Genomic DNA, 25,247 nt, shown 5'->3' with positions numbered 1-25,247 from the left:
GCTTCGCCATGCGCATCCTGCTGTTCACCGGTAAGGGCGGCGTCGGGAAGACGACCCTTGCCGCGGCGACCGCCGCCGGGCTCGCCGCCGAGGGCAGGAAGACGCTGGTGGTCTCCACCGACCCCGCGCACTCCCTCTCCGACGCCTTCGGCATCCCGCTCACCGGTGAACCCTCCGAAGTGGACTCATGCCTGCACGCCGCGCAGGTGGACGCGCGCGGTCTCGTCGACGGGGTGTGGGACGAGCTGAAGGGGCAGTTGCGCTCGGCGCTCGCGGGCGCCGGTGTCGACACCCTCGACGCCGAGGAACTGACCGTGCTGCCCGGGGTCGACGAACTCGCCGCGCTGACCGAGGTCCAGCGGCTCGCCGAGACCGGCCGGTGGGCGACCGTGGTGGTGGACTGCGGTCCCACCGCGGAAACGCTGCGCCTGCTCTCGCTCCCGGAGGCGGTGAGCGGGTACCTCGGCAGGCTCTTCGGCTGGCAGAAGCTGGCTGGCGGCCGGAAGTGGGGCGGCACCGTCGAATCCGTCCGCAAGCTCGCCACCCACCTGGAATCGTTGCGGGCGCTGCTCACCGATCCCGGGGTCACCACGGTCCGGCTGGTGCTCACACCGGAGCGCGTGGTGGTCGCCGAGGCGCGCCGCACGCTCAGCTCGCTCGCGCTGCGCGGCATCAGGGTCGACGGCATCGTGGTCAACCGGCTGATGCCGGCCCCCGGCCGCTGGCGGGGCGCCGCCGCGGCGTGGATGCGCACGCGGCGGGCGCAGCAGCGGGCCGTGCTGTCCGAACTGGACAGTGCGGGCCTCGGCTCCGGAGACGCGAGCCGGGTCGAGCACCGGGCCACCGAGCCGGTCGGGCTGCCCGCGCTGCTGGAGATCCACCGGGAGCTTTACCAGGGCGCCGACCCGTTGTCCGGCAACGGTTCCGGGGTCACCCCGCTCCTCGACGTGTCCGAAGTAGACGATGGCTACCGGTTGCGGGTCGCGTTGCCGCTCGGCAAGGACTCCGTGGTCGACCTGGCCAGGGTCGACGACGATCTCGCGATCACCGTCGACGGGTTCCGCAGGCTCATCGCGCTGCCCGAACTGCTGCGGGCGTGTTCGGTCACCGGAGCCGAGTCGGGTCCCGCCGGGCTCGTCGTCTCGCTCGAGCCAGCACGGAGGCGCCCATGACCGAGCAGCAGCACCCCGGGGACGGCACGAGCCTCGCCGAGGAGATCCGCCTGCTGGTGGAGATGGTCGTCGAGCGTGCCGCGCCCTGGCTCGACGGCGTGATCGCCGCCGGGCACGGTGCCGCCGAGGAAGCGCACCGCCGCGCCGAGTCCGCGGACGGCTCCTCGGCCGACGGCTGCGGCTGGTGCCCGCTGTGCGCGATCGTCGCCGTCGTGCGCGGTGAGCGGCCCGAGTTCGCCGCGCGCGTGCTCGAACAGGCCGCGCAGCTCATCGCGCTGCTGCGCGCGGTGCTGGCCGATCGCTGGGACCCCGCCGCCGGGGTGCACATGCCGGGCTTCACCCCGGATCCGCCCCGCCGCGAACCGGAACCGGCGGGTTCACCTTCGTCACCGCGTGTCCAGCGCATCACCGTTCGGCCCCGTTTTGAGTAGCCCGCGCCTGGCCATCGGCCTGGACGTGGGCGGGACGAGCGTGCGGGCCGGTGTCGTCGACGAAACCGGTTCGGTGCTCGACACCGCGAGGGTCGGCACGCCCGGCGACGAAGGCGCGTTGGAGGACTCGATCGCCGGTGTCATCGACGAGCTGCGCAAGCGGCACGCCGGGGCGGGCGAGATCGGCGCGGTCGGGCTCGCGGTCGCCGGGTTCGTCAGGACCGATCGCCGGTCGGTGATGTTCGCGCCGCACCTGGCGTGGCGGGACGCCCCGGTGGCCGACCGGATCTCGCGGCGCGTCGGGCTCCCGGTGACCCTCGAACACGACGCGAACGCGGCCACCATCGGCGAGCACCGCTTCGGCTCCGCGCGGGGCGCGCAGGTCGCGGTGCTGATCGCGCTCGGCACCGGGATCGGCGCCGGCCTCCTGCTCGGCGGCCGGACCTACCGCGGCGCGCACGGCGTGGCGCCCGAGCTGGGGCACCTCACCGTGGTGCCGGGCGGGCGGCCGTGTTCGTGCGGCAAGTACGGCTGCTGGGAGCGCTACTGCAGCGGCACCGCGCTCGCCGCGACCGCGATCGAGCAGCTCGCGCGCCACCCCGGCACCTCGACCGTGCTGGCGAGGGAGGTGCTCGGCGACCCCGGCTCGGTCACCGGGCGCAGGGTCGCCGGTGCCGCCCGCGACGGCGACCCGATCGCCCTGAAAGCCATGGCGGAGCTGGCGAAATGGCTCGGCGAGGGCCTCGCGCTCGTCGCGGACGTGTTCGATCCCGAGGTGGTGGTGATCGCGGGCGGGGTCTCCGAATCCGCGCCGCTGTTCCTCGACGAGGCGAGGGAGCACTACGCGAGCATCCTCACCGGCAGCGGGCACCGCCCGCTGGCAAGGATCCGCACCGCGCAGCTCGGCGACGACGCGGCGATCGTCGGCGCGGCCGCCCTCGCGATGGACGTCGCCGCGGCCCCGAAGGCCGCGGCCGGGGCAGTGGGGTAGGCCCGATGGTCTTCCGCGACGGTGAGCGGTTCGTGCGCTGCGCCTGCGGGCAGCGGCACTGGGGCAGCTACGGCGCGGCTGGCCTGCTGGTGACCGATCCCGGGCGCGGGGTGCTGCTGCAGCGCAGGGCGTGGTGGACCCACCAGGGCGGCACGTGGGGCGTGCCCGGTGGCGCGCTGCGCTCCGGCGAGGCCCCGCTGGACGCCGCGCGGCGGGAAGCTCGCGAAGAGGCCGCCGTGCCGCCCGACCTGCTCATGCCCACCGCCTCGTCCACTGTGGACCATGGAACTTGGCGCTACACGACCGTTCTCGCGACCGTCCGCGCACAGCTGCGCGCCACAGTGTCCGATGTGGAGAGTGCGGAGCTGCGCTGGGTGCCGCCGGATGAGGTCGCCGCGCTGCGCCTGCACCCCGGTTTCGCCGAGGCGTGGCCGACCCTCGCCGACGAGCTGGACCGGGCGCTCGTGCTCGTCGTGGACGCGGCGAACGTGATGGGGTCCCGGCCCGACGGCTGGTGGCGCGACCGCGCCGGTGCCGCGGCGAGGCTGCGCGACGGGCTGGCCGGGCTCGCGGCCGCGGGCGTGCCCGACTCCGGGATCGGCCTGCTCGGGCGCCGTCCCGGCTGGACCTGGTGGCCGAGGATCGTGCTGGTGGTCGAGGGCCAGGCGCGCGGTGTGTCCACAGTGGACGGGGTGACCGTGGTGGCGGCGCCGCGCGACGGCGACGCCGAGATCGTGGCGCAGGCACGGCGCCTGGTGGAGGAGCGCCCCTACGACCACGTGCTGGTGGCCACCGCGGACCGCGAACTACGCGACCGGATCACCGCCGAAGGCGCCGACCCGATGTCACCCCGCACGCTACTTTCCTTGCTGGGCTGAGGTTCCCCTTCGCGGCCAACTTCGGCCCGCGTGGCCCCGAAGGCCACCTTCGGGGACCTAGACGCCGCGAATCGCCCCCTCGCGGCCCTTCGCCCCTTCGCGTCCGGTCCCCGAAGGTGACTTTCGGGGACGTAGATGCCCCGAAGGTCACAGTGATGTCGGGTGCGCGGCACGATGATCGGCGGTGGAGGTCCCCGAAGGCCACCTTCGGGGACCCTAGCGCCACTTTCTCGGCCTTCGCGCGGTGTGCGGGCTGGGCTGCGCATGTCCCGAAGGTGGCCTTCGGGGCGCTCAACGCCGCACATCCACCCCTCGCACGCTCGACCACCACGACGCGCCTGCCCCGACGGTGGCCTTCGGGGCGCTGGATTCCCTGAAAAGCCACCTTCGGGGCGCCCGAAGGCCCGCTGCGGGGTGGAGCGGGCGGCGGGAGTGCGGTGCGAGGGTCGAATTCGCGGCGTCTACCGCCCCGAAGGCCACCTTCGGGGACACGCGCAGGTGGCGGCGGCCCGCCGCGAGGGCCGAGATCCTGACACAGACCGCCCCAAGAGGAGCCTTCGGCGACATACACGACCCGACCCCTCTATAGGAGCATCTTTCGGGGCACGCCGACGCATGCTCAATCCTTGTCGATGCCGTCGCGCATTTCCGTGACCAGGGACGCGACGACGGCCTTGAGACTCCCGTTGTACCGGCGCGCGACCGCGCGCTGGCGCCGGTAGCTCGCACCGTAGCGCAGGATCGTTTCGACGCCGCGCAGCTCGTCGGCGCAGTCGAGCCGCTTCGCGACCGGTTCCAGCCGGTTCAGCAGGTCCACCACGTCGTCGGTGACCAGGCGCTCGTTGCCCTCGGCGTCCAGGATGATGATCGCGTCCGTGCCGTAGCGCGCGGCGCGCCACTTGTTCTCCTGCACGTGCCACGGCGGCAGCGTCGGCAGGGTTTCGCCCTGGTCGAGCCTGGCGCTGAAGTCGTCGACGAGGCACTGCGTGAGCGCGGAGATCGCGGCGACCTCCTCCAGCGTCGGCAGCCCGTCGCACACGCGCATCTCCACGGTGCCGAAGTGCGGCGCGGGCCGGATGTCCCACCGGATCTCGGAGAAGTGGTCGATCACGCCGGTGACGAACATGTCGTCGACGTAGTGCTCCAGCTCGTCCCAGGTGCCGAACTGGAACGGCAGGCCCGCGGTGGGCAGCTGCTGGAACATCAGCGCCCGGTTCGACGCGTAGCCGGTGTCCTCGGCGCCCCAGTACGGCGACGACGCCGAGAGCGCCTGGAGGTGCGGCGCGTACTTGAGCAGGCCGTCCAGCACGGGCAGCACCTTGTCCCGGTGGTCGAGTCCCACGTGGACGTGCACGCCGTAGATCAGCATCTGCCTGCCCCACCACTGGGTGCGGTCGATGAGCTTGGCGTACCGCTCCTTGTCGGTCACCTTCTGCTGGTACCAGCTGGAAAACGGGTGGCTGCCCGCGGAGAACACCTCGACCCCGAGCGGGTCCAGCACGGCGTGCAGCTCGTCGATCGAGGTGCTGAGGTCCTCGGCGACCTCACCGACCGTGTCGCACACGCCGGTGACCACTTCGATCGTGTTGAGCAGCAGTTCCTGCTTGATCTTCGGGTGCTCGTCGAGCCCGTCAGGGCACATCCTCCTCAGCACGCGCTCGGCGATCGAGGCGAGTTCACCGCTGCGCCGGTCGACCAGCGCCAGCTCCCATTCCGCGCCGATGGTCGACCGGCGGGACGGAACGAACTCGATGCGCATCGCGCGCGCCGTGTCAGACCTGTGCGCCGTTGGTCGGGTCCGCGCCGTCCGGCGGGCCCTGCCGGACCCGGAGCAGCAGCAGCGCCAGTCCGATCGCGAGCGAGAGGATGCCCAGCGGGGTCGCCAGTGTCGCGCTGACGCCGGCGATGCTGGGCGCGACCAGCAGGAGGATGCCGACCACGAAGAACAGCAGCACCACGAACGCGCCCTTGCGCGGTTTCGGCAGCGGCGGCGGCTCCGGCGGGATGTAGTGCTCCTCCGGGTCGTCGGGATCCGGCGGCGACGGGTCCCGGCCCAGCACGGTGGCGTCCCAGTCGGTGCCTCCGGTGCGCCAGCCCGTGTCCTGCGGTTCGGGCTCCTTCTCCTTGCCCTCCGCGGACTTGGCCTTCGGCTCCTTCGACGCCCGTTCTTCGACGATGTCCTGGCCGAGGCCCTCGGCCCGCAGCCCCGCCACTATCGCGGCGAACGCCTCGTCGACGTTGTCGGGTTCGCTCGTGTCGTGTTCGCTCACCGTGAACCGCCTCGGCCCGCCTCGACTTCCGCCCGCACGAATTCCACGCTCCGATCGAAGATGAGCGGCGCGTCGTTGTCCAGCGTCGCGACGTGGTAGCTGTTTTCGAGCAGCACCTCGGTGACGTCGGTGCTCCCGACCCCGTCCAGGATGATCCGCGAGTTCACCGGCTCCACGACGTGATCAACGACCGAGTGCAGCAGGAGAAGCGGCTGGGTCACCTTCGCCAGGTCCGCGCGGACGAGCCGCCACAGCTGCGCGAGGCTCGCCGCGGCGCGCACCGGCAGCCGGTCGTAGGCCAGCTCGGTGACGCCCGGTTTCTTGATGTCGCTGGCGATGCCCTTCACCGACGGCAGCAGCTTGGCCAGCACCGGCATCAGCTTCGCGTCCCGGCGCAGCGTCATGACCGAGGGGTTGACCAGCGCGATGCCGGCGATCCGGTCGCCGAACTCCTGGGCGAGCCGCAGCGTCAGCGTGCCGCCCATCGACTGGCCGAACACGAACACCCGCTCGTGCGACTCCAGCAGGCCGAGCAGTTCGGCGCGGACGTGGCCGTACCAGTCGGGCCAGCCGGTGCGGTTCATCTCCTGCCAGGTGGTGCCGTGGCCGGGCAGCAGCGGCACGCGCACCGAGAACCCGGCCTCGGCGAGGTGCTCGCCCCACGGGCGCATGCTGCCCGCGGTGCCGGTGAAGCCGTGGCAGAGCAGGACCCCGGCTCCGGCGGAGCCGGTGTGCGAGAACGGTTCTGCGCCGGGGAGCACGGGCATGCTCTTCTCGCCTTCGCTCGGGACGGTCGAACTCCTATGGTGGCACGCCGGGCGGCGATCGGGGCACCGCCGTGACCGTTTCCGCCCGGTTCGCGCGTCACACCCGCGCGTGTGACATCGGTCGCCGCGCTCGGGCAACCGGGCGGCACCCGTTGTGCGAGGATGGCCGCGATTCGTAGGCTAGTCGTCCGGACGAGTGTCAAGGCTGCTTGGAGGGTCACCCGCGGTGCTGTACCGGCTGATGAAGTACGTGCTGATCGGCCCGCTGCTGCGGCTGCTGTGGCCGACGAAGGTGAGCGGCACGGAGCACATCCCGGCCACCGGCGGCGTGATCCTCGCGAGCAACCACCTCGCCGTCGCCGACTCGTTCTTCATGCCGGTGCGGGTGCGGCGGATGGTCACCTTCCCGGCGAAGCTGGAGTACTTCACCGAGCCGGGGATCAAGGGCAGGCTCAAGAAGGCCTTCTTCAGCGGCGTCGGCCAGATCCCGATCGACCGGTCCAGCGGTTCCGCCGCGCAGGCCGCGCTCGACACCGTCATCCGCCTGCTCAACGAGGGAAACTGCGTCGGCATCTACCCCGAAGGCACGCGCTCCCCGGACGGCAGGCTCTACAAGGGCAAGACCGGCGTCGCCCGCATCGCGCTCAAGACCGGCGCGCCGGTGATCCCGGTCGCGATGATCGGCACCGACAAGGTCAACCCGATCGGCTCCAAGATGTGGTGGCCGAGGCGGCTGGAGATCCGGTTCGGCGCGCCGCTCGACTTCTCCCGCTACGAGGGCCTCGCCGGGGACAGGTTCGTCGAACGGTCCATCACCGACGAGATCATGTACACGCTGATGGAGCTGTCCGGTCAGGAGTACGTCGACATCTACGCCGCCAAGGCGAAGGAGCTCGCCGCCGCCGAGGCCGCCGGGGTGCGGCCCGCCGTGCCAGCGCAGGCCGACGCGCGCGCCGCCGACCGGGTGCCGGAAAGCAAGGCGGGCTGACGCCGTAAGGTGCCCCGGTGCGATTCTTCTACGACACCGAATTCATCGAGGACGGCGTGACCATCGACCTGGTGTCGATCGGTGTGGTGGACGAGAAGGGTCGCGAATTCTACGCGGTATCCACCGAGTTCGACCCGGACAAGGCCGGGCCGTGGGTGCGGGAGAACGTGCTGCCGAAGCTGCCTTCGCCCGCCGACAGCGCCTGGCGCAGCCGCGAGCAGATCCGCACCGACCTGCTGCGCTTCCTGGGCAAACCGCCCGGCGGCATCGAGCTGTGGGCCTGGTTCGCCGCCTACGACCACGTGGCGCTCGCGCAGCTGTGGGGTGCCATGCCCGCGTTGCCGCGCCAGCTGCCCCGCTTCACCCGCGACCTGCGGCAGCGGTGGGAAGACGTCGGGAAGCCCAAGCTCCCCGCCGCCCCCACCGACGCCCACGACGCCCTCGCCGACGCCAAACACAATCTTTTACGCTGGCACTCTATTGAGATCGCGCGGCAAAATTCGCGCTGACGGGGGCGCGGCACTCGAGCTGAGTCACCGTTGAGTGGCGGGGCGCCCCCGGCATCGCGAATTTAGAGGGCCTGGCGGCCCTGCGCGCGACTGCACGCTCCCGGCGCGCGGGGCGCACCGGATCGCCGGTGGGTGGTTGGCTTGGCAATGGCCGCGCCTTCGGCGCGGACCTCGCTTCGCTCGGGGGTAGGCGGGCGAGATCAGCGGGGGCCGCTGTGTGGTCCCCGAAGGCCACCTTCGGGGAATCCAGCGCCACTTTCTCGGCCCTCGCAGGCGTGCGGCCGGGGCTGGGCACGTGACAGCACCGCCCGTCGCCGACGTTTAGCCCGCGAAACGCACTCGGCAGGTCAGCGTCCGGCCAGGCGTTTCAGCAGGGTGGCGGTGTCGTTCCAGCCGAGGCAGGCGTCGGTGATGCTTTGGCCGTACGCCAGGCTTTCCGCGTCGCCGAGGGTGAGGTCCTGGCGTCCCGCTTCGAGGAAGCTTTCCACCATCACGCCGGTGATCCCGCGCTCACCGGCGGCGATGCGGTCCGCCAGCTCGCCGATCACCTCGCCCTGCCGGACGTGGTCCTTGCCGCTGTTGCCGTGGCTCGCGTCGATGAGCACGCGCTCCGGCAGGCCCGCCTTCTTCAGGCGCGCCAAGGTGTCCGAGACGGTGGCCTCGTCGTAGTTGGGACCGCTCGCGCTGCCGCGCAGGATCACGTGGCAGTCCGGGTTGCCCGCCGTGGTGACCAGTGCCGCGAGGCCGTCGGGGTTGATGCCGGGGAACACGTGGCTGGCCGCCGCCGCGCGGGTGGCGTCCACCGCGACCTGTACGTCGCCCTCGGTCGAGTTCTTGATCCCGACCGGCATCGACAGCGCGCTGCACAGCTGCCGGTGCACCTGGCTCGCCGCGGTGCGCGCGCCGATGGATCCCCAGCTCACGGTGTCCGCGATGAACTGCGGAGTGATCGGGTCGAGGAACTCGCAGCCCACCGGCAGGCCCAGCGCGGAGATGTCGAGCAGGAGCCGCCGCGCCATCCGCAGGCCCTCGTTGACGGCGAAGCTGCCGTCGAGCCTCGGGTCGTTGATCAGGCCCTTCCAGCCGAGCGTGGTGCGCGGTTTCTCGAAGTACACGCGCATGACCACGTGGATCCGCTCGCGGACGGATTCGGCGAGTTCGGCGAGACGGCGCGCGTAGTCGAGCGCGGCCGCGGGATCGTGCACCGAGCACGGCCCGACGACGACCAGGAGCCGGTCGTCGGCGCCGGTGAGGATGTCGACGGTGTCGGCACGGCCCTGCTGGACGACCTTCGCGACGGCGGCGTCCATCGGATGTTCCTCGCGGAGCAGCGCGGGGGAGATGAGCGGGCTCATGCTCGTCGTGCGCTGCGCGTCGAGCGAATCGATGGCCCCGGCGGGGGCTGCGGTGATGGTCAACGGGGGTCCTTTCGGGGAACCGGCCCGTCGAAGAAGTCCCTGGCGAGCCGGTGAGTTCGGCTCGTGGGCGGGATCGTCAGCGCGCGGTGTCGCCGGCGGGCCCGCCCCGGGCCTGCCTGCTAAACCAGAAATAGCGCTGCACGCCTTTGACCGTAGCACGCGCGGGATCCGCGCCGGCCGGCTCACCGCCATGGCCGCTGCACCGATCAAGTTGGGACCGCTACGCTGGCGCCGAAACGTGTGACTGCCGTCTCGCCACGCCCCGGCGCGGGGCGTCGAGGGCGAGGCATGACAGCGGAGGTCTGATCTGATGCGAGTCGGTGTACTGACCGGCGGCGGCGACTGCCCGGGACTGAACGCGGTGATCCGTGCCGTGGTGCGCAAGGGCATCGAGGTGCACGGCTGGGACATCGTCGGCTTCCGGAGCGGGTGGCAGGGCCCGCTGACGGGGGACAGCAGGCCGCTCGGCCTCGACGACGTGGAGGACATCCTCACCAGGGGCGGCACCATCCTGCGGTCTTCGCGGACCAACCCGTACAAGGTCGACGGCGGGGTCGAGAAGATCAAGTCGGTGCTCGCCGCCCAGGGCGTCGACGCGCTGATCGCGATCGGCGGGGAGGACACCCTCGGCGTCGCGAAGCGGCTCACCGACGATGGCATCGGCGTGGTCGGCGTGCCGAAGACGATCGACAACGACCTCGGCGCCACCGACTACACCTTCGGCTTCGACACCGCCGTCTCCATCGCCACCGAGGCGATCGACCGGCTGCACACCACCGCAGAGTCGCACCACCGCGCGCTCGTGGTGGAGGTCATGGGGCGGCACGCGGGCTGGATCGCGCTGCACTCCGGGCTCGCGGGCGGCGCGAGCGTGATCCTGGTGCCGGAGCGCCAGTTCTCCGTCGACCAGGTCGTCGAGTGGGTCGAGCGCCGGTTCGAGCGCGAGTACGCGCCGATCATCGTCGTCGCCGAGGGCGCGCTCCCCGAAGGCGGCGAGGAGAAGCTGCTCACCGGCGAGAAGGACGCGTTCGGGCACGTGCGCCTCGGCGGCATCGGCACCTGGCTCGCCGACGAGATCGCGCACCGCACCGGCAAGGAGTCGCGCGCGGTCGTGCTCGGGCACACCCAGCGCGGTGGCACGCCGACCGCCTACGACCGGGTGCTCGCCAGCCGGTTCGGCCTCAACGCGGTCGACGCGGTGGCCGACGGCGACTTCGGCGTGATGGTGGCGCTGCGCGGCACCGACATCGTGCGCGTCAAGCTGTCGGAGGCCACCGCCGAGCTCAAGACCGTCCCGGTCGAACGCTACGAGGAGGCCGAAGTCTTCTTCGGTTGATCTGTGTTTTTTATCGGTCGTCAGAATTTGCGCTGCCGGGGGCGCTGCTCTCGTGGTGAGTGGCTGTTGAGTGGCGGGCGCCCCCGCCATCGCAAATTCAGGGAGCCTGGCGGCTCCGCGACCGACTTTGAACGCCTCCCCGGCGCGCTGCGCGCACCGGGGAGGCCGGGTGGGTGGCTGGCTTTACCTGACCGGGCCTTCGGCCCGGACCTCGCGGCACTCGGGTCGTAGGCGGGCGTTGGAGCGGGAGCGGCCGGGCCTTCGGCGCGGGCTGTAAGCGGGCGAGGAATTCTCCCGTGTGGATCCGGAAATTTATTTCGTGGTCCTTCACTTGTGTGGCAAGGATTTTTACCGACCCGACTTTAGTCTGGTGTGGAATCCGATTTTGGTCTAAACCATTGCTTCGGTGGTCTAGTCCTCTTACCGTGAAGGTCCTTCCGTGTTCCCTCGGCCACTCACGGTTATCAGGGAGAAGACCAATGTTGTTCACTCGGATCAGGCGAAACATTCTCGCGGGTGTGGGCGTGGCCGCCGCGCTCACACTCGCGGCCACCGTGGCGGCTCCCGCCTCGGCCACTCCCGTGGCCCCGTCCGCCCCGCCCGCACCAGCCGTGCAGGCGGCGGGCAAGACGGTCGGGTACTTCGTCCAATGGGGTGTCTACGGGCGCAACTACCACGTCAAGAACATCGAAACGAGTGGTTCGGCTTCGAAGCTGACCCATCTCAACTACGCCTTCGGCAACGTCACCAACGGCGGGTGCTCCATCGGCGACAGCTACGCCGACTACGACCGCTTCTACGACGCGGGGTCCAGTGTGGACGGTGTCGCCGACACTTGGGACAACGGCGCGCTGCGCGGCAACTTCGGCCAGCTCAAGCGGCTCAAGAAGATGCACCCCAACCTGAAGGTCCTCTTCTCCTTCGGCGGCTGGACCTGGTCCGGCGGCTTCGGCCAGGCCGCGGCGAACCCCGCCGCCTTCGCCGACTCGTGCTACAAGCTGGTCAACGACCCGCGCTGGGCCGGGGTCTTCGACGGGATCGACATCGACTGGGAGTACCCGAACGCCTGCGGGCTCACCTGCGACAAGAGCGGTCCCGACGCGCTGAAGAAGGTCCTGTCGGCACTGCGCGCGAAGTTCGGGTCCAAACTGGTCACCGCCGCGATCACCGGTGACGGCTCGAACAACGGCAAGGTCGACGCCGCCGACTACGCCGGCGCCGCGCAGTCCGCGGACTGGCTCAACGTGATGACCTACGACTACTTCGGGGCGTGGGCGCCGAAGGGGCCGACGGCGCCGCATTCGCCGCTGAACGCCTACCAGGGCATCCCGACCGAGGGCTTCAACTCGGACGCGGTCATCCAGAAGCTCAAGGGCAAGGGCGTCCCGGCGAACAAGCTGTTGCTGGGGCTGGGGTTCTACGGGCGGGGCTGGACCGGGGTCAGCCAGGCCGCGCCCGGTGGCACCGCGACCGGTCCCGCGCAGGGCACCTACGAACAGGGCATCGAGGACTACAAGGTGCTCAAGGGGCGCTGCCCGAGCACCGGCACGATCGCGGGCACGGCGTACGCGAAGTGCGGTTCGGACTGGTGGAGCTACGACACCCCGGCGACGATCAAGAGCAAGGTCGGCTACGCCCGTTCGCAGGGGCTCGGCGGCACCTTCTTCTGGGAGTTGTCCGGTGACACCACGAACGGTGAGCTGATCAGCGCGATCAACGCGGGCTGAGCAGCGTTCGGAACGGGCCCTTCCCCTCGGCGAGGGGGAGGGCCCTTCGCGCGTGTTCTGTCGGGGAGCGACAGTAGGCTGCGGCGCGTGAAGTTCGCTGGTTTCGGCGAGTACGCGGTCGATTTCTACGACGGCCTGCTCGCGGACAATTCCAAGTCCTACTGGGACGACAACGTCGCCACCTACCGTTCGGACGTGCGGGAGCCGATGCGGGCGCTGCTCGCGGAGCTGAACAAGGAGTTCTCGGCGGGCCTCGGCGAGGGCAAGGTGTTCCGGCCGTACCGCGACGTGCGGTTCTCGAAGGACAAGACGCCGTACAAGACGCATTGCGGCGGCGTGATCGAAGCGGGCCGCGGCGGCGGCGCGTACTACGTGGAGGTCGGGCCGGACGGCCTGCGGGTCGGCGGCGGCTGCTTCCACCTCGCGCCGGACCAGCTCGCCCGCTTCCGGCAGGCCGTCGACACCGAGATCCACGGCGAGGCGCTGGAGAAGATCCTCGCGAAGCTCCGGCGCGCCGGGTGGACCATCGCCGGTGACGTGCTCCAGACCAAGCCGAGGGGGTACGACGCCGAGCACCCGCGGATCGCCCTGCTGCGGCATCGGTCGATCTACGCGGTCCGCGTCTGGGAGCCGGACGACACACTGCACGAGCGCGCGTGCCTCGACCGGGTGAAAAAGGCGTGGCGGCAGGTCCGCGACTTCAATGAGTGGGCGCGTGATCACGTTGGGGTCAGCGAGCAACCCCGCCGGTAGGAAGTTCAGGCAGAGTTTCCGGATCGATTTCGGGATCGGTACAGACCTGCGGCGCGAGAGGTACTAGGCTGTGCGAACGTGAGCCGACGCGCGAAGATCGTTTGTACCCTTGGTCCCGCCACCGCGACCGCGGACAAGGTCCGCGCGCTGGTGGACGCGGGCATGGACGTGGCGAGGATGAACTTCAGCCACGGCAGCCACAGCGACCACAAGCAGGTGTTCGACCTGATCAGAGCGGCCGCCGCGGAAACGGGCCGCGCCGTCGGGATCCTCGGCGACCTGCAGGGCCCGAAGATCCGCCTCGGCACGTTCGCGGGCGGTCCCGTGGAGTGGCGCAACGGCGACGTCGTGCGCATCACTGTCGAGGACGTGGCCGGTACCCACGACCGCGTCTCGACCACCTACAAGGGCCTCGCCAAGGACGCGAAGCCCGGTGACCGGCTGCTCGTCGACGACGGCAAGGTCGGCCTGGTGGTCACCGGCGTCGAAGGCCCTGACGTGGTGTGCGAGGTCACCGAGGGCGGCCCCGTCAGCAACAACAAGGGCGTCTCACTGCCGGGCATGGACGTGTCCGTGCCCGCACTGTCCGAAAAGGACATCGAAGACCTCGAGTTCGCGATGGAGCTCGGCGTCGACTTCATCGCGCTGTCGTTCGTGCGCTCGCCTGCCGACATCGACCTCGTGCACCAGGTGATGGACCGGGTCGGCAAGGGCAGGGTCCCGGTCGTCGCGAAGATCGAGAAGCCCGAGGCGGTGTACAACCTCGAAGCCATCGTGCTCGCCTTCGACGGCGTGATGATCGCCCGCGGCGACCTCGGCGTCGAGCTGCCGCTGGAGCAGGTGCCGCTGGTGCAGAAGCGGGCCATCCAGATCGCGCGCGAGAACGCGAAGCCGGTCATCGTGGCCACCCAGATGCTCGACTCGATGATCAACAACTCCCGGCCGACGCGCGCCGAGGCCTCCGACGTCGCGAACGCGGTGCTGGACGGCGCGGACGCGCTCATGCTCTCCGGTGAGACCAGCGTCGGCCGCTATCCCACCGAGTCGGTGCGAACGATGGGCCGGATCATCGAAGCCGTCGAGACCGATTCCCCGGTCGTGCCGCCGCTGAGCCACGTCCCGCGGACCAAGCGCGGCGTCATCTCCTACGCGGCGCGCGACATCGGCGAGCGGCTCAACGCCAAGGCGCTGGTCGCCTTCACGCAGTCCGGTGACACCGTGCGCCGCCTCGCCCGGCTGCACACCCGGCTGCCGCTGCTGGCGTTCACGCCGGAGGAAAGCGTGCGCAGCCAGCTCGCGATGACCTGGGGCACCGCGACCAGGATCGTGCCGTTCGTCGAATCGACCGACCGGATGATCCAGCAGGTCGACCACGCGATGCTCGAGATGGGCCGGTACGCCAAGGGCGATCTCGTGGTCATCGTCGCGGGCTCCCCGCCCGGCACGGTCGGCTCCACTAACCTCATCCGCGTCCACCGGCTCGGTGAAGACGACCACGCCTGAGGGACTCCCCGGGCCGCCACGGCATAGGGTCGGCGCATGACTGAACTGGCCAGGCAGGCCGCGTCCGGAATGGACGCAGGGGAACCGGCCGGCGGGCAGCAGGCGCTCGACCACCTCGTGGCCCTGCTGGACCTCGAGAAGCTCGAAGAGAACTTCTTCCGCGGCGTCAGCCCCGCGCACTCACCGGTGCGCGTGTTCGGCGGGCAGGTGGCGGGCCAGGCGCTCGTCGCGGCGGGGCGCACCGTGCCGGAGGACCGCGGGGTGCACTCGCTGCACGCGTACTTCATCCGCGGCGGCGATCCCAGCGTGCCGATCGTGTACGAAGTGGACCGCATCCGCGACGGGCGCTCGTTCACCACGCGCCGGGTCATCGCGATCCAGCACGGCAAGGCGATCTTCTCGTTGTCCGCGTCGTTCCAGAAGGACGAGCGGGGCATCGAGCACGCCGACGCGATGCCCGACGTGCCGCCGCCGGACTCGCTGCCGACACTCGCCGAACGGGTCGGCGACTTCCCGCACCTGAGCACGATGCGCACCCGGCCGCGCCCGATCGACCTGCGCTACGTCAACGACCCGCCGTGGCTGACCAGGGAAACCGGTGAGCGCCCCGCCCGCAACCAGGTGTGGATGCGCGCCGACGGCGTGCTGCCGGACCAGCGGCTGCTGCACGTCTGCGTGCTGACCTACGCCTCGGACATGACGCTGCTGGACTCGCCGCTGGCGCGCCACGGCGTCTACTGGGAGCTCGACAAGGTGCTCGGCGCGAGCCTCGACCACGCGCTGTGGTTCCACCGCCCGTTCCGTGCCGACGAATGGTTCCTCTACGACACCGAAACCCCGTCGGCCTCCGGCGCGCGCGGGCTGGCGACCGGCCGCTTCTTCGCCGCCGACGGCACCCTCATCGCCACCGTCGTCCAAGAAGGACTCTTGCGCGTCCTGGACTAGCGGGCGAGAGGTCGGGCTGGGCCGCGGGTGCCGCCGAAGGCTCCTCGTGGGGCGTTGAGCGTCCCCATCCCGGCCCTCGCGGCGGGCTGCCGCCACCTGCGCGAGTCCCCGAAGGTGGCCTTCGGGGCGGTAGACGCCGCGAACTCGACCCCCGCACGCACGCCACGCGCGCGAGCCCGCGGCGAGCCTTCGTGTCGTGTGCCCCGAAAGTCACTTTTCGAGGCATACGCAAGACCCGGCGGCGACTAGGCCGAACGGCGGACGGCTGTGCGCCGGGAAATCGCTTACGATTCCCGCTCATGCGCCTGACTCGCACCGCCCGCGCCGGGCTCGTCGTCCTCCTCGCCGCACTGGTCACCGGGACGCAGGCCGGGGTGCCGACCGCGCTCTCGGCCAACCCGCTCGGGAAGGACCTCGACGCGGTGCTGTCCTCGCCCTCCCTCGCCGGTGCCGACATCGGGCTGGTGGTGCGCAAGGCGAGCACCGGCGAGGTGCTCTACACCCGCCAGAGCGACCGGCGGCGGCAGCCCGCGTCGAACACCAAGCTCTTCACCGCCGCGGCCGCGCTCGACACCCTGGGGCCCGGTTACCGGTTCCGCACCACGGTGGAGTCGGCCGCGCACCGGGCGGGGCCCGTGCTCGCCGGGGATCTCGTGCTCCGCGGCGGCGGCGACCCGACCGTGCTCGCCGCCGACTACGACGCGCTCGCCGCGAAGATCGCCGCGAGCGGGGTGAAGGTGGTCACCGGCAAGCTCGTCGCCGACGACGGGTTCTTCGACCGGGTCCGCCTCGGCACGGGCTGGGCGTGGGACGACGAGCCGTACTACTACAACGCGCAGACCTCGGCGCTGACCATCGCACCCGACACCGATTTCGACGCCGGTTCGGTCATCGTGCGGGTGTCGCCCGGCCAGGCGGGCAAGCCCGCGAAGGTCGACGTGGTCCCGCCGAACTCCTACGTGCGCGTGGTGAACACCGCGACCACCGCGCCGAACGGCTCGGCCGCGGTCGCGGTGGATCGCGAGCACGGCACCAACACGATCACGGTCAGCGGGTCGATCCCGGTCGGGGCCGCGCCGGACGAGGAGACGATGGCGGTCTGGGAGCCGACCGGGCTCGCCTCCTCGGTGTTCCGCGACGCGCTGTCCCATCACGGCGTCCGCGTGCTCGGCGCCTCGGTCACCTCGACCGCGCCGAAGCAGCCGGTGCTCGCGTCGCGGGATTCCATCGGGGTCTCGGACCTGCTGACCCCGTTCCTCAAGCTTTCCAACAACATGCACGCCGAGGCGCTCGTGAAGGCGGCGAGCCGCGGCGCCGGTGGTTCCGGCGGCTGGACCGATGGGCTCGCCGCGCTCGAAAAAGCGTTGCCCTCCTTGGACGTCGACCCGTCACGATTGTCCTTTGTGGATGGTTCGGGACTGTCCAGGATGGACCAGGCAACACCGGACCAGATCGCGGCGCTGCTGCTGGCCGCGCGCGGGAAACCGTGGTTCGACCGGTTCTACGCGGCGTTGCCGGTGGCGGGTGTCGCCGACCGGCTCGTCGGCGGGACCCTGCGCTCCCGCCTCGTCGGCACCGCGGCGGCGGGCAAGGTGCACGCGAAGACCGGGTCGTACACCGGGGTCAGCGCGCTGTCCGGCTACGTCACCGCGGCCGACGGCGAGGAGCTGGTGTTTTCGATGGTTTCGAACCAGACCCTCGGGAGTCCGCGGAAGGCCGAGGACGCGGTCGCGCTCCGGCTCGCCCAGTACGCGGGCGCGTCGGACCGGTCCCAGCCCGCAGTGCAGCTGACCGAGCGTTCGCAGGTGGACTCACCGCGTGACGAGCTGGAATGCTCCTGGACGAAGACCTGCTGACCGGTCAGACGGCGGCGCGGCGGTGCCGCCTGCGTGGCGTCGTGGCGGGCACCGGCTCGCCGAGCGCGAGCTGGGCGGCGAGGTAGGCGCGGCACGGGGTGACGCGGCGGCGGAAGAAGCCCCGGCGGCAGCGGGGGCAGCGGCCCCGCGCGTCGCTGCCGTGCCCGGCGAGCACCGCGCGCAGCGCCTCGGCCAGCGCCGGGATTTCACCCCTGGCCAATTCGATCGCACGTTCGTCGCCGGCGTTTTCCACTGATCGGGTGAGCTCGGTCAACCGTCGGTGTACCGCCGTCTGGAGCGGATCCTTCGCTGATTCCCGTTCGAGCACACGACCTCCCCTGCCGGATTCGCCCGATCGAATCGGCGTGCGCACCCGAAATTGCGCCGCACCCTCCGAGCATACAAGCGCAATCTGCAAATTGCAGTCCGCCGAACCGGGGGTGACTTCTCGCATTCGGGATCGTTGGGTTCTCACAGGGTGTGCTGGTGACTGGTTAGATATGCGGGCAGAGGCGCCGGAACACGGCACTCGAGCGAGGCGGAGGTGGCGATGACCAGGGGACAGGGACCCACGGTCCGGCGGCGCAGGCTCGCCAGCGAACTGCGTCGGCTGCGGGAGTCCGCCGACCTGACGATCGACGAAGTCGGGGAGAAGCTCGAGTGCTCGGCGTCGAAGATCAGCCGGATCGAGACCGGCCACGTCGGGGTCACCCCGCGCGACGTGCGGGACATGCTCGAGCTGTACGGGATGGCGGGCGAGGAGCGCGAAGCGCTCGTGCAGCTCGCCAGGGAGGCTCGCAAACGCGGCTGGTGGCACGCCTACAACGAGGTGTTCACCGGCGCGTTCGTCGGGCTGGAGGCCGACGCCAGCTCGTTGCGGGCGTTCCAGGCGCTGCTGGTGCCCGGCCTGCTGCAGACCGAGCGGTACACCCTCTCCGTGATCAGGGCGATGCGCCCCGGCGCCGACGACGACGAGATCTCGAGGCGGGTCGCGGCGAGGATGGCGCGCCAGCAGCTGCTGGCCGATCCGAACCCGCCGGAGTACTGGGCGGTGATCGACGAAGCGGTGCTGCACCGGATGGTCGGCGGACCCGATGTGATGGCCGAGCAGCTCGAAAGACTACTGAGGGTGGCAGAACAGCCGCACGTGACGATTCAGGTGGTCCCGTTCGGCGCAGGCGCCCACCCGGGAATGGAAGGCCCGTTCCTCATCCTCGGTTTCCCGGAACAAGCCGATCCCGACGTGGTCTATGTGGACAGCACATCGAGCGGTGTCTATCTCGAAATGCCCCCCGACGTACGCCGCTACTCCCTCATGTTCGACCATTTGCGTGCCGCCGCGCTGAAGCCGGACGACACGGTCGAGCTGATCGCCAAGGCCGCCGAGCGGGTGGCCGCATTACCCACGGAATAAGGAGCGGGGACCATGGCAGCATCGCGAGCAGTGCAGGAGAGCATGGCCGTCAGAGTGACGGGCCTCGTCTGGCGCAAGAGCAGCCACAGCGGTGGCGGCAACGACTGCGTCGAGGTCGCGCTCACCGGTGAGGGCACCGCCGTGCGCGATTCGAAGGACCCCGGTGGCGGGGCCTTCGCCGTGTCGGCCGCCGGCTGGCGCGGCCTGCTCGCGGCCGTCCGCGGGTAAGGCCTTACCCGGCCCCTTACCCCGCCGCGGGTGGGGTAAGGGGCCTCGGCGCCGCCAGTAGTGGGTGATCACCCGATGCCGGGTGCCCCGCCTCAGCACGACTCTGGGATCCGTCAGCGAATCGCAGCAGCCGGAAGAGGGATCACCCATGAGGATCGACTACATCTACGACCCGTGGCAGGCGGAGGTCGCGCACCGGATCGCCGAGCTGCGCGCCGCGTCGCGCCGCACCAGGGTCGTCGACACGGAGAAGAACCACCGCTGGGGCTTCGGCAAGCGGCGCGGCTCGTCCCGCCGCGCCGCGTGAGAGCCGACGCGGATAACCATGCCGGAACTGTCGGTGCGGTAGGCCAGAATGGACACCGTGCCCCGTCTTGGATCCGGAATACCCCTCGTCGCGCGCGCCGAAGAGATGCGCAGGCTCTCGGCCGCCTTCGAGGGTGCCGAACTCGGTGAAGCCAACGCCGTCCTGCTCTCCGGTGACGCCGGGGTCGGGAAGACGCGGCTGCTGACCGAGCTCGGCGCCCGCGCGGGCACGGCGGGCGCGCTCGTGCTCACCGGCCGCTCGCTCGACGTTCGCGAGGGCGGGTTGCCCTACCTGCCCTTCGCCGAGGCGCTCGCGCCGCTGGCCACCTCGGAGGATCCGGTGGTGGCCGAGGCGGTGCGCGCGCGTCCCGCGCTCGACAGGCTGCTACCGCAGGGGGAGCCGCTGCCGGGCGGTGGCAAGCCGGAGCACATGGCGGTCACCACCGCGACCGAGCAGGATCCCAGCCGCCGCCGTCGCGCCGAGCAGGACCTCGGCCAGCTCCAGCTGTTCGACGCGGTGCTCGGCGTGCTCGCCGAGATCGGCGAGCACCGGCCGGTCGTGCTCGTGGTGGAAGACCTGCACTGGGCCGACGGCGCCACCCGCAACCTGTTGTCGTTCCTGGTCTCGCGGCTGCGCGCGCAGCGCCTGCTGATCGTCGGCAGCTACCGCGAGGAGGACGTGCACCGCAGGCACCCGCTGCGCGCGCTGCTCGGCGAGCTGGTGCGGCTGCCCACCGTCACCACGGTCGAGCTGCGGCCGTTCCAAGCCGCCGACGCGCGGGCGTTCATCGAAGCACTGGTCGACGGCCCGCTCGAAGCGGACGTGCTCGCCCGCGTGGTCGAGCGGTCCGAGGGGAACCCGTTCTTCGCCGAGGAACTCGTCGCCAGCTGCGTCACCTGCGAGGACATCCCGGCCGGGCTCGCCGAGCTGCTGCTGTCCCGGCTGGAGCGGCTGCCGGTCGAGACCCGGCGGGTGCTGCGCGCCATCTCGGTGGCCAGCGAGCCGGTGTCGCACACCGCGCTGGCCGACGTGTCCGGTCTCGGCGAGTTCGAACTGGACGAAGCGCTGCGCGAAGCCGTGCAGCACCACGTCGTCGTGGTGGAGAAGGGCTGCTACCTCTTCCGGCACGCGCTGCTGCAGGAGGCGGTGTACGGCGACTTGCTGCCGGGCGAGCGGATCCGGATGCACGCCGCGTACGCCGCGCGGTTCCGGTCGATGCCGCCGGGCCGCGGCCACGCGGCCAAGTTCGCCTACCACAGCTTGGAGGGCAAGGACTTCACCGCGGCGCTGCCCGCGCTGCTCGAAGCCGCCGAGGAGGCCGAGAAGCTGGGGGCGCCGGGCACCGCGCTGCGGCACCTCGAGCAGGCGCTGGAGATCTGGCACGCCGTTCCCGCCGAGGCGAGGCCCGCCGACGTCGACGAGCTGAAGCTGCTCGGCGAGGCCTCCCATTTCGCGGGCACCTCCGGCGAACCGGAGCGCGCGGTCGCCTACGCGCGTTCCGCCACCCAGGCGCTGACCGGGGAAATCGAGCCGGAGCGCGCGGCGAAGATCTGGCGCAGGCGCGCCGAGGCGCTGCTCGCGCTCGAAAGCGGGCTCGACGAGTCGGTCGAGGCGATCGGCAAGGCATGGGAGCTGGTCGAGCACGCCGAGCCGAGCCCCGCGCGCGCGTGGGTACTCGCCACCAGGGCGAACATCCTGCGGGTCACCCGCCGCCGGGACGAGGCGCTGTGGAGCGCGCGGACCGCGGTCGAGGACGCCCGTGCCACCGGCGCGGGCGGCGGGGAGGCGCTGGCGCTGATCATGCTGAGCCTGCTCGCCGAAAACTCCGGAAACATCGACGAGGCAAGGGAAAAGCTGCGCGAAGCCGAGCGCAAGGCCCGTGCGGCGGGTGCGCTGTCGGTCGAGCTGAAGGCGATCTACTACCTCGCGCTCAGCTACGACGACCACGCCGAGATCCCGCGCGCCATCGAGGGCTACCAGGCCGGGATCCGGCGGGCCGAAGAGGCGAGCCTGAACTGGAGCGAGTTCGGGCTCGAAGTGCGCGCGCGGCACCTCGCCTTGCGCTACATCAGCGGCGACTGGCCGACCAAGGCGGGCGCGGGGCAGCCGGGCCGCGGGGTCTCCGGTGCGGTCGCGGCGCGGATGGCCGCGGCCTGGGTGCAGGTCGTGGTCGGCAGGGGACAGGTCGAGACGGCGGAACGGCTCATCTCGAACCTGCGCGCGCAGTGGCGCGTCGACACCATGATCGCGCTCGCCGCCGGGTCCGCGGCCACCGAACTGGCGTTCTGGCACGGAGATCACGCCGCCGCGGTCGCCTACGCGCAGGAAGCCATCGGCTGGCTCGACCAGCTCGGCCCCTGGCTGCTCGGCGGGATCAGGCTCGCCGCGCTCGGGCTCGCCGCGGCCGCCGAGCAGGCCGCGGCGGCCAGGTTGCGCGGTGACGACGCGACCGTCGCCGCCGCGGTCGCCGCCGGAGAAGAGCTGCTCGCCCACGCGCGTTCGTGCGCGGAGCACGGCAGGCCGAGGACGGGCAAGCTCGGCCCCGAGGGCAGGGCGTGGCTGGCGCGCGCCGAGGCCGAGGCGCGGTCGCTCGGTGGCACCGTCGACCCGGAGAACTGGGCCGGGGTCGTGGCGGCGTTCGGCTACGGCGCGATCTACGAACAGGCGATCACACGCTGGCGCCGGGCGAAGGTGCTCTTGGCCGCCGGGGGAGAGGGGAACACCGCGCTCGCCGAACAGGAACTCGTTGCCGCGCACGAGGTCGCGGACCGGATCGGCGCGGCACCGCTGCGGGACGCGGTGCGCGAAGTGGCCCGCCGCGCCCGGCTTTCGCTGCCGGGCGTCGACGCATCCCTGTTGACCCCGCGCGACGCACTCGACCCGCTGACCAGCCGCGAACGCGCCGTGCTCGAACAGGTCGCGCTCGGCCGCACCAACCGCCAGGTCGGCGAAGAGCTGTACATCAGCGAAAAGACGGTCAGCGTGCACGTTTCGCGAGTGCTGTCGAAGCTGAAGGTCTCGAACCGCGCGGAAGCCGTCGCCGTAGCCTACGAACGGGGCCTGCTGACGAAACCGGCGTCTGTCTGAAGTGGACGCTCGCTCGATCCGGCGCTGCGCCGTGCCCTGAAGGCCACCTTGACGGCAGTGAGCGCCGTCAGTGAGCGCCGTCAAGGTGGCCTTCAGGGGAATGGCATCCCGCCGCGAACTCGGCCCTTACTGGGCGGCCGTTCGCGCTTGCTCAGCGGCCGGGGAGGCGGCGCAGTGCCTTGATGCTCGCGGTCATGGCGGTGGCCCAGACCTTGCCGGGAACGCCGCGCGGCGGCCGCAGCTTGAGCCCGCGCTGCACCGCGACGGCCTGCGCTTCGGTGTACTTGAGCAGGCCCTCGGCGCCGTTGCGGCGACCGACGCCCGAGGACTTCATCCCGCCCATCGGCACGCCGACACTGCCGAACGTGGCCGCGTACCCCTCGTTGACGTTGACCGTGCCCGCCTTGATCCGCGCGGCGACCGCCCTGCCCGCGGCGGCGTCACGGGTCCAGACGCTCGCGTTGAGGCCGTATTCGGTGTCGTTGGCGCGTTCGATCGCGTCGTCGACCTCGGTGTAGCCGTAGATCGAGACGACGGGGCCGAAGGTCTCTTCGGTGAACAGCTTCGCCGCGGGCGTGACATCGGTGAGCACGGTCGGCTCGTAGAACAGCGGCCCGAGATCGGGGCGCGGGCGGCCCCCGGTCAGCACGGTCGCGCCCGCCGCGCGCGCATCGTCCACATGGGACGAAACGCCGTCGAGCTGGCTTTGCGAGGTCAGCGAACCCATGTCCGCGCCGTAGTCGAGCCGGCCGCCGAGGCGCAGCGCTTCGGTCTTCGCGACGAAGGCGCGCGTGAACTCCTCCCGGATCGACTCGTGCACGTAGATCCGCTCCACCGACACGCACAGCTGGCCCGCCGAGGAGAAGCAGGCGGCGACCGCGCCGGTCGCGGCCTTGGCGACGTTCGCGTCCGGCAGCACGATCATCGGGTTCTTGCCGCCGAGTTCGAGCGAGTACCCGGTGAGCCGCCCGGCGATCTTGGCGGCGAGCTGCTTCCCGGTCGGCGTCGAACCGGTGAAGCACAAGTAGTCCGATTCCTCGGCCAGCGCGTCGCCGATCACCGAGCCCCTGCCGAACACGATCTGCCACACCCCGGCGGGAAGTCCCGCCTCCTCGGCCAGTTCGTGCAGCCACAGCGCGGAAAGCGCGGTCTGGTTGTCCGGTTTCTGGACCACGGTGTTGCCAGCCATGAGCGCCGGGAGCACGTCCATCGCGGTGAGCGCGAGCGGGTAGTTCCACGGCGAGATGATCCCGACGACGCCCTTGGGGTGGTGCAGTTCGCCCGCGGCGGTGAGCACCGGGACCGCTCCCGCCGAACGACGGGGACGCAGGATCTTCGCGCTGTGCTTGCCGTAGTAGGCGGCGACCAGCGCGGTCGCGCTGACCTCGTCGAACGCGTCGAGCCGTGCCTTGCCCGCTTCGAGCTGGACGAAGTCGAGCGCCTCCTGCTGGCGGGCGAGCACGAGGTCGTGCAACCGCACCAGGATCCGCTGGCGCTCGGCGACCGGTGTCGCGGCCCACGCCTTCTGCGCGGCGCGCGCGGTGGTGAAGATCGCGCGGGTGTCGGAGTCGGTGGCCTGGGACAGGGTGACGGTGGCGAGCCCGGTGAACGGGGACCTGATCTCCACCGGGGCCGAGTCACCGCCGCCGACCGCGCGGCGGGCCAGCTGGGTGGCGCGGGCCGCGGACGGGGCGCCGACCACCCCGCCGACGGTCGTGGGTTTTCCGGTGGCCTGACCGGTGTCCGCTGGCGTCGTGCTCGTCATGGGTCCGGGGTCCCTTTCGCTCGGCGTCGAGGTGCGGGCGGGTGAGCCGTGTTACTGACGAGTAGAAGCATACCGGCGGTACGACGCTGCGCCAAACAAACATGAATAGTGCTCATATTAGAGCGCGCGAAGGAAATTTCCCCTTCGCGCGTCATGACTGCCCTCGCGTCCCCTCTTCTCGGGTATGGGGGTGTCCGGCTCGCGTGAGGGCCGAGCCGGGCCCCGCCCGCCTTCGGGGCGGCGCGGCTTCAGGATTCCGCGTACAGCGCGGTCGCGATGCGCTTCCACTCTTCGAGGAGTTGCTTGCGCCGGGTGGGGTCGCCGCCGAGTTCGGCGTCCAGCGCGAGCCCCCTGGTCAGGTTGACGGTGAGCCAGAACAGGGTCTCGGCGCGCTCGCGCGGGAGGTCTCCCGCGACGGTGCTGATGTGTTCGAGCGTGGCGCGGCCCAGCGCCCTGTCCACGGGCCGGATCGCCGCGCGCAGTTCGGGATCGGTCCTGGCGGCCACCCACAGCTCGGTCACCGCGGTGGACAGCGTGCCCGAGTAGCCCTCCCACAGCAGGTCGATCGCGGCGCCGATTCCGTGCGCGCCACCGGGAAGCTCGTCGAGCGACGCGGTGAGCTGCCGCCGGAGCTTGGTGGTGAGGTGCTCGACGGCGGCCGCCATCAGCTCGGCCTTCGCGGAAAAATGGTGCTGCACCGCGCCTTTCGAGACGCCGGCGCGCGCGCAGATCTCCTGCACCGAGGTCTTGGCGTAGCCGAGTTCGACGAGGCAGTCGATGGTCGCGTCGAGCAGGGCGGTCCGCGTGTGCTCGCGCCGCTCCGCCTGCGTCCGGTGGCCTCGTGTAGTCCCGGTCACATCGACTCCTTCGCCCGGCGGCCTTTACGTGCAATCCGGAACGGA

General features: G+C 71.2%; 23 protein-coding genes. 16 read left to right on the top strand and 7 right to left on the bottom strand.

Annotated elements, in window-relative coordinates; genetic code table 11:
- The first annotated feature begins 8 nt into the window (after positions 1-8).
- Genes HUW46_RS04590 through HUW46_RS04575 form a run of 4 tightly spaced genes read left to right on the top strand, consistent with a single transcriptional unit; the run spans position 9 to position 3,472 of the window.
- On the top strand, positions 9-1,172 hold the full coding sequence (locus tag HUW46_RS04590) for an ArsA family ATPase (protein ID WP_215546084.1): 1,164 nt from the start codon (positions 9-11) through the stop codon (positions 1,170-1,172).
- Positions 1,169-1,603 carry a hypothetical protein gene (locus HUW46_RS04585; protein WP_215546083.1) on the top strand — a complete coding sequence of 145 codons (435 nt, stop codon included), beginning with the start codon at positions 1,169-1,171 and terminating at the stop codon, positions 1,601-1,603. Before HUW46_RS04590 ends, HUW46_RS04585 begins: the two co-directional genes overlap by 4 nt.
- Positions 1,604-1,622: 19 nt before the next feature.
- Entirely contained in the window at positions 1,623-2,594 is a 972-nt protein-coding gene (locus tag HUW46_RS04580) for an ROK family protein (protein ID WP_215549666.1), read from the top strand.
- A 5-nt stretch (positions 2,595-2,599) separates the two neighbouring features.
- Positions 2,600-3,472, top strand: coding sequence for an NUDIX domain-containing protein (locus tag HUW46_RS04575; protein WP_215546082.1), 873 nt, complete (start codon positions 2,600-2,602; stop codon positions 3,470-3,472).
- 619 nt (positions 3,473-4,091) lie between these two features.
- Here HUW46_RS04575 and HUW46_RS04570 read toward each other — a convergent pair.
- From HUW46_RS04570 to HUW46_RS04560, 3 genes are read right to left on the bottom strand one after another with little or no spacing between them, the layout of a single operon-like run.
- The gene (locus HUW46_RS04570) at positions 4,092-5,231 is read right to left on the bottom strand and encodes a glutamate--cysteine ligase (RefSeq protein ID WP_215546081.1); all 1,140 of its coding nucleotides are present in this window, start codon (positions 5,229-5,231) and stop codon (positions 4,092-4,094) included.
- Positions 5,232-5,244: 13 nt separating this feature from the next.
- Positions 5,245-5,742, bottom strand: a complete 498-nt coding sequence (locus tag HUW46_RS04565; protein WP_215546080.1) for a hypothetical protein — start codon at positions 5,740-5,742, stop codon at positions 5,245-5,247.
- Positions 5,739-6,509, bottom strand: coding sequence for an alpha/beta hydrolase (locus tag HUW46_RS04560; protein ID WP_215546079.1), 771 nt, complete (start codon positions 6,507-6,509; stop codon positions 5,739-5,741). The genes HUW46_RS04565 and HUW46_RS04560 overlap by 4 nt, the downstream gene beginning before the upstream one ends.
- Before the next feature lie 226 nt (positions 6,510-6,735).
- On the opposite strand from HUW46_RS04560, the gene HUW46_RS04555 reads away from it, so the two are divergent.
- Together HUW46_RS04555 and HUW46_RS04550 are read left to right on the top strand one after the other, a co-directional pair.
- The gene (locus HUW46_RS04555; RefSeq protein WP_215546078.1) at positions 6,736-7,497 is read left to right on the top strand and encodes a lysophospholipid acyltransferase family protein; all 762 of its coding nucleotides are present in this window, start codon (positions 6,736-6,738) and stop codon (positions 7,495-7,497) included.
- Between the two features lie 17 nt (positions 7,498-7,514).
- A complete protein-coding gene (locus HUW46_RS04550) occupies positions 7,515-8,006 on the top strand; it encodes a polyadenylate-specific 3'-exoribonuclease AS (RefSeq protein ID WP_215546077.1) in 492 nt (163 codons plus the stop codon).
- A gap of 347 nt (positions 8,007-8,353) precedes the next feature.
- Here the strand turns inward: HUW46_RS04550 and HUW46_RS04545 are convergent, their stop codons facing one another.
- On the bottom strand, positions 8,354-9,394 hold the full coding sequence (locus tag HUW46_RS04545; protein ID WP_442860966.1) for a 3-deoxy-7-phosphoheptulonate synthase: 1,041 nt from the start codon (positions 9,392-9,394) through the stop codon (positions 8,354-8,356).
- A gap of 340 nt (positions 9,395-9,734) precedes the next feature.
- On the opposite strand from HUW46_RS04545, the gene HUW46_RS04540 reads away from it, so the two are divergent.
- From HUW46_RS04540 to dacB, 6 genes are all read left to right on the top strand, one after another.
- Entirely contained in the window at positions 9,735-10,760 is a 1,026-nt protein-coding gene (locus HUW46_RS04540) for a 6-phosphofructokinase (RefSeq protein WP_215546075.1), read from the top strand.
- A gap of 494 nt (positions 10,761-11,254) precedes the next feature.
- Entirely contained in the window at positions 11,255-12,487 is a 1,233-nt protein-coding gene (locus HUW46_RS04535; RefSeq protein WP_254126576.1) for a glycoside hydrolase family 18 protein, read from the top strand.
- Positions 12,488-12,574: 87 nt separating this feature from the next.
- The gene (locus HUW46_RS04530; RefSeq protein WP_215546073.1) at positions 12,575-13,240 is read left to right on the top strand and encodes a DUF2461 domain-containing protein; all 666 of its coding nucleotides are present in this window, start codon (positions 12,575-12,577) and stop codon (positions 13,238-13,240) included.
- Between the two features lie 78 nt (positions 13,241-13,318).
- Entirely contained in the window at positions 13,319-14,743 is a 1,425-nt protein-coding gene (gene pyk, locus HUW46_RS04525; protein WP_215546072.1) for a pyruvate kinase, read from the top strand.
- Between the two features lie 36 nt (positions 14,744-14,779).
- Positions 14,780-15,688, top strand: a complete 909-nt coding sequence (tesB, locus tag HUW46_RS04520) for an acyl-CoA thioesterase II (RefSeq protein ID WP_215546071.1) — start codon at positions 14,780-14,782, stop codon at positions 15,686-15,688.
- A 299-nt stretch (positions 15,689-15,987) separates the two neighbouring features.
- Positions 15,988-17,544, top strand: a complete 1,557-nt coding sequence (gene dacB / locus HUW46_RS04515) for a D-alanyl-D-alanine carboxypeptidase/D-alanyl-D-alanine endopeptidase (RefSeq protein ID WP_215546070.1) — start codon at positions 15,988-15,990, stop codon at positions 17,542-17,544.
- Positions 17,545-17,548: 4 nt separating this feature from the next.
- On the opposite strand, the gene HUW46_RS04510 is transcribed toward dacB, so the two are convergent.
- Positions 17,549-17,764: a hypothetical protein gene (locus HUW46_RS04510; RefSeq protein WP_215546069.1), complete on the bottom strand. Its 216-nt coding sequence runs from the start codon at positions 17,762-17,764 to the stop codon at positions 17,549-17,551.
- Between the two features lie 330 nt (positions 17,765-18,094).
- Between HUW46_RS04510 and HUW46_RS04505 the strand changes: the two genes are divergently transcribed.
- The 4 genes from HUW46_RS04505 (at position 18,095) to HUW46_RS04490 (ending at position 22,580) form a co-directional block, all read left to right on the top strand.
- The gene (locus HUW46_RS04505) at positions 18,095-18,958 is read left to right on the top strand and encodes a helix-turn-helix domain-containing protein (protein WP_215546068.1); all 864 of its coding nucleotides are present in this window, start codon (positions 18,095-18,097) and stop codon (positions 18,956-18,958) included.
- Between the two features lie 12 nt (positions 18,959-18,970).
- Entirely contained in the window at positions 18,971-19,186 is a 216-nt protein-coding gene (locus tag HUW46_RS04500) for a DUF397 domain-containing protein (RefSeq protein ID WP_442860914.1), read from the top strand.
- A gap of 148 nt (positions 19,187-19,334) precedes the next feature.
- Positions 19,335-19,493, top strand: coding sequence for a hypothetical protein (locus HUW46_RS04495; protein ID WP_215546067.1), 159 nt, complete (start codon positions 19,335-19,337; stop codon positions 19,491-19,493).
- Between the two features lie 48 nt (positions 19,494-19,541).
- Positions 19,542-22,580: a helix-turn-helix transcriptional regulator gene (locus HUW46_RS04490; RefSeq protein WP_215546066.1), complete on the top strand. Its 3,039-nt coding sequence runs from the start codon at positions 19,542-19,544 to the stop codon at positions 22,578-22,580.
- Positions 22,581-22,731: 151 nt separating this feature from the next.
- Here HUW46_RS04490 and HUW46_RS04485 read toward each other — a convergent pair whose 3' ends face one another.
- Entirely contained in the window at positions 22,732-24,345 is a 1,614-nt protein-coding gene (locus tag HUW46_RS04485) for a succinic semialdehyde dehydrogenase (protein ID WP_215546065.1), read from the bottom strand.
- A gap of 248 nt (positions 24,346-24,593) precedes the next feature.
- Positions 24,594-25,202: a TetR/AcrR family transcriptional regulator gene (locus HUW46_RS04480; protein WP_215546064.1), complete on the bottom strand. Its 609-nt coding sequence runs from the start codon at positions 25,200-25,202 to the stop codon at positions 24,594-24,596.
- Between the last annotated feature and the right edge of the window lie 45 nt (positions 25,203-25,247).

It is taken from the genome of Amycolatopsis sp. CA-230715, from assembly GCF_018736145.1.
Classification (GTDB): Bacteria; Actinomycetota; Actinomycetes; order Mycobacteriales; family Pseudonocardiaceae; genus Amycolatopsis.
This window is presented reverse-complemented; position numbering and strand designations above follow the sequence as displayed.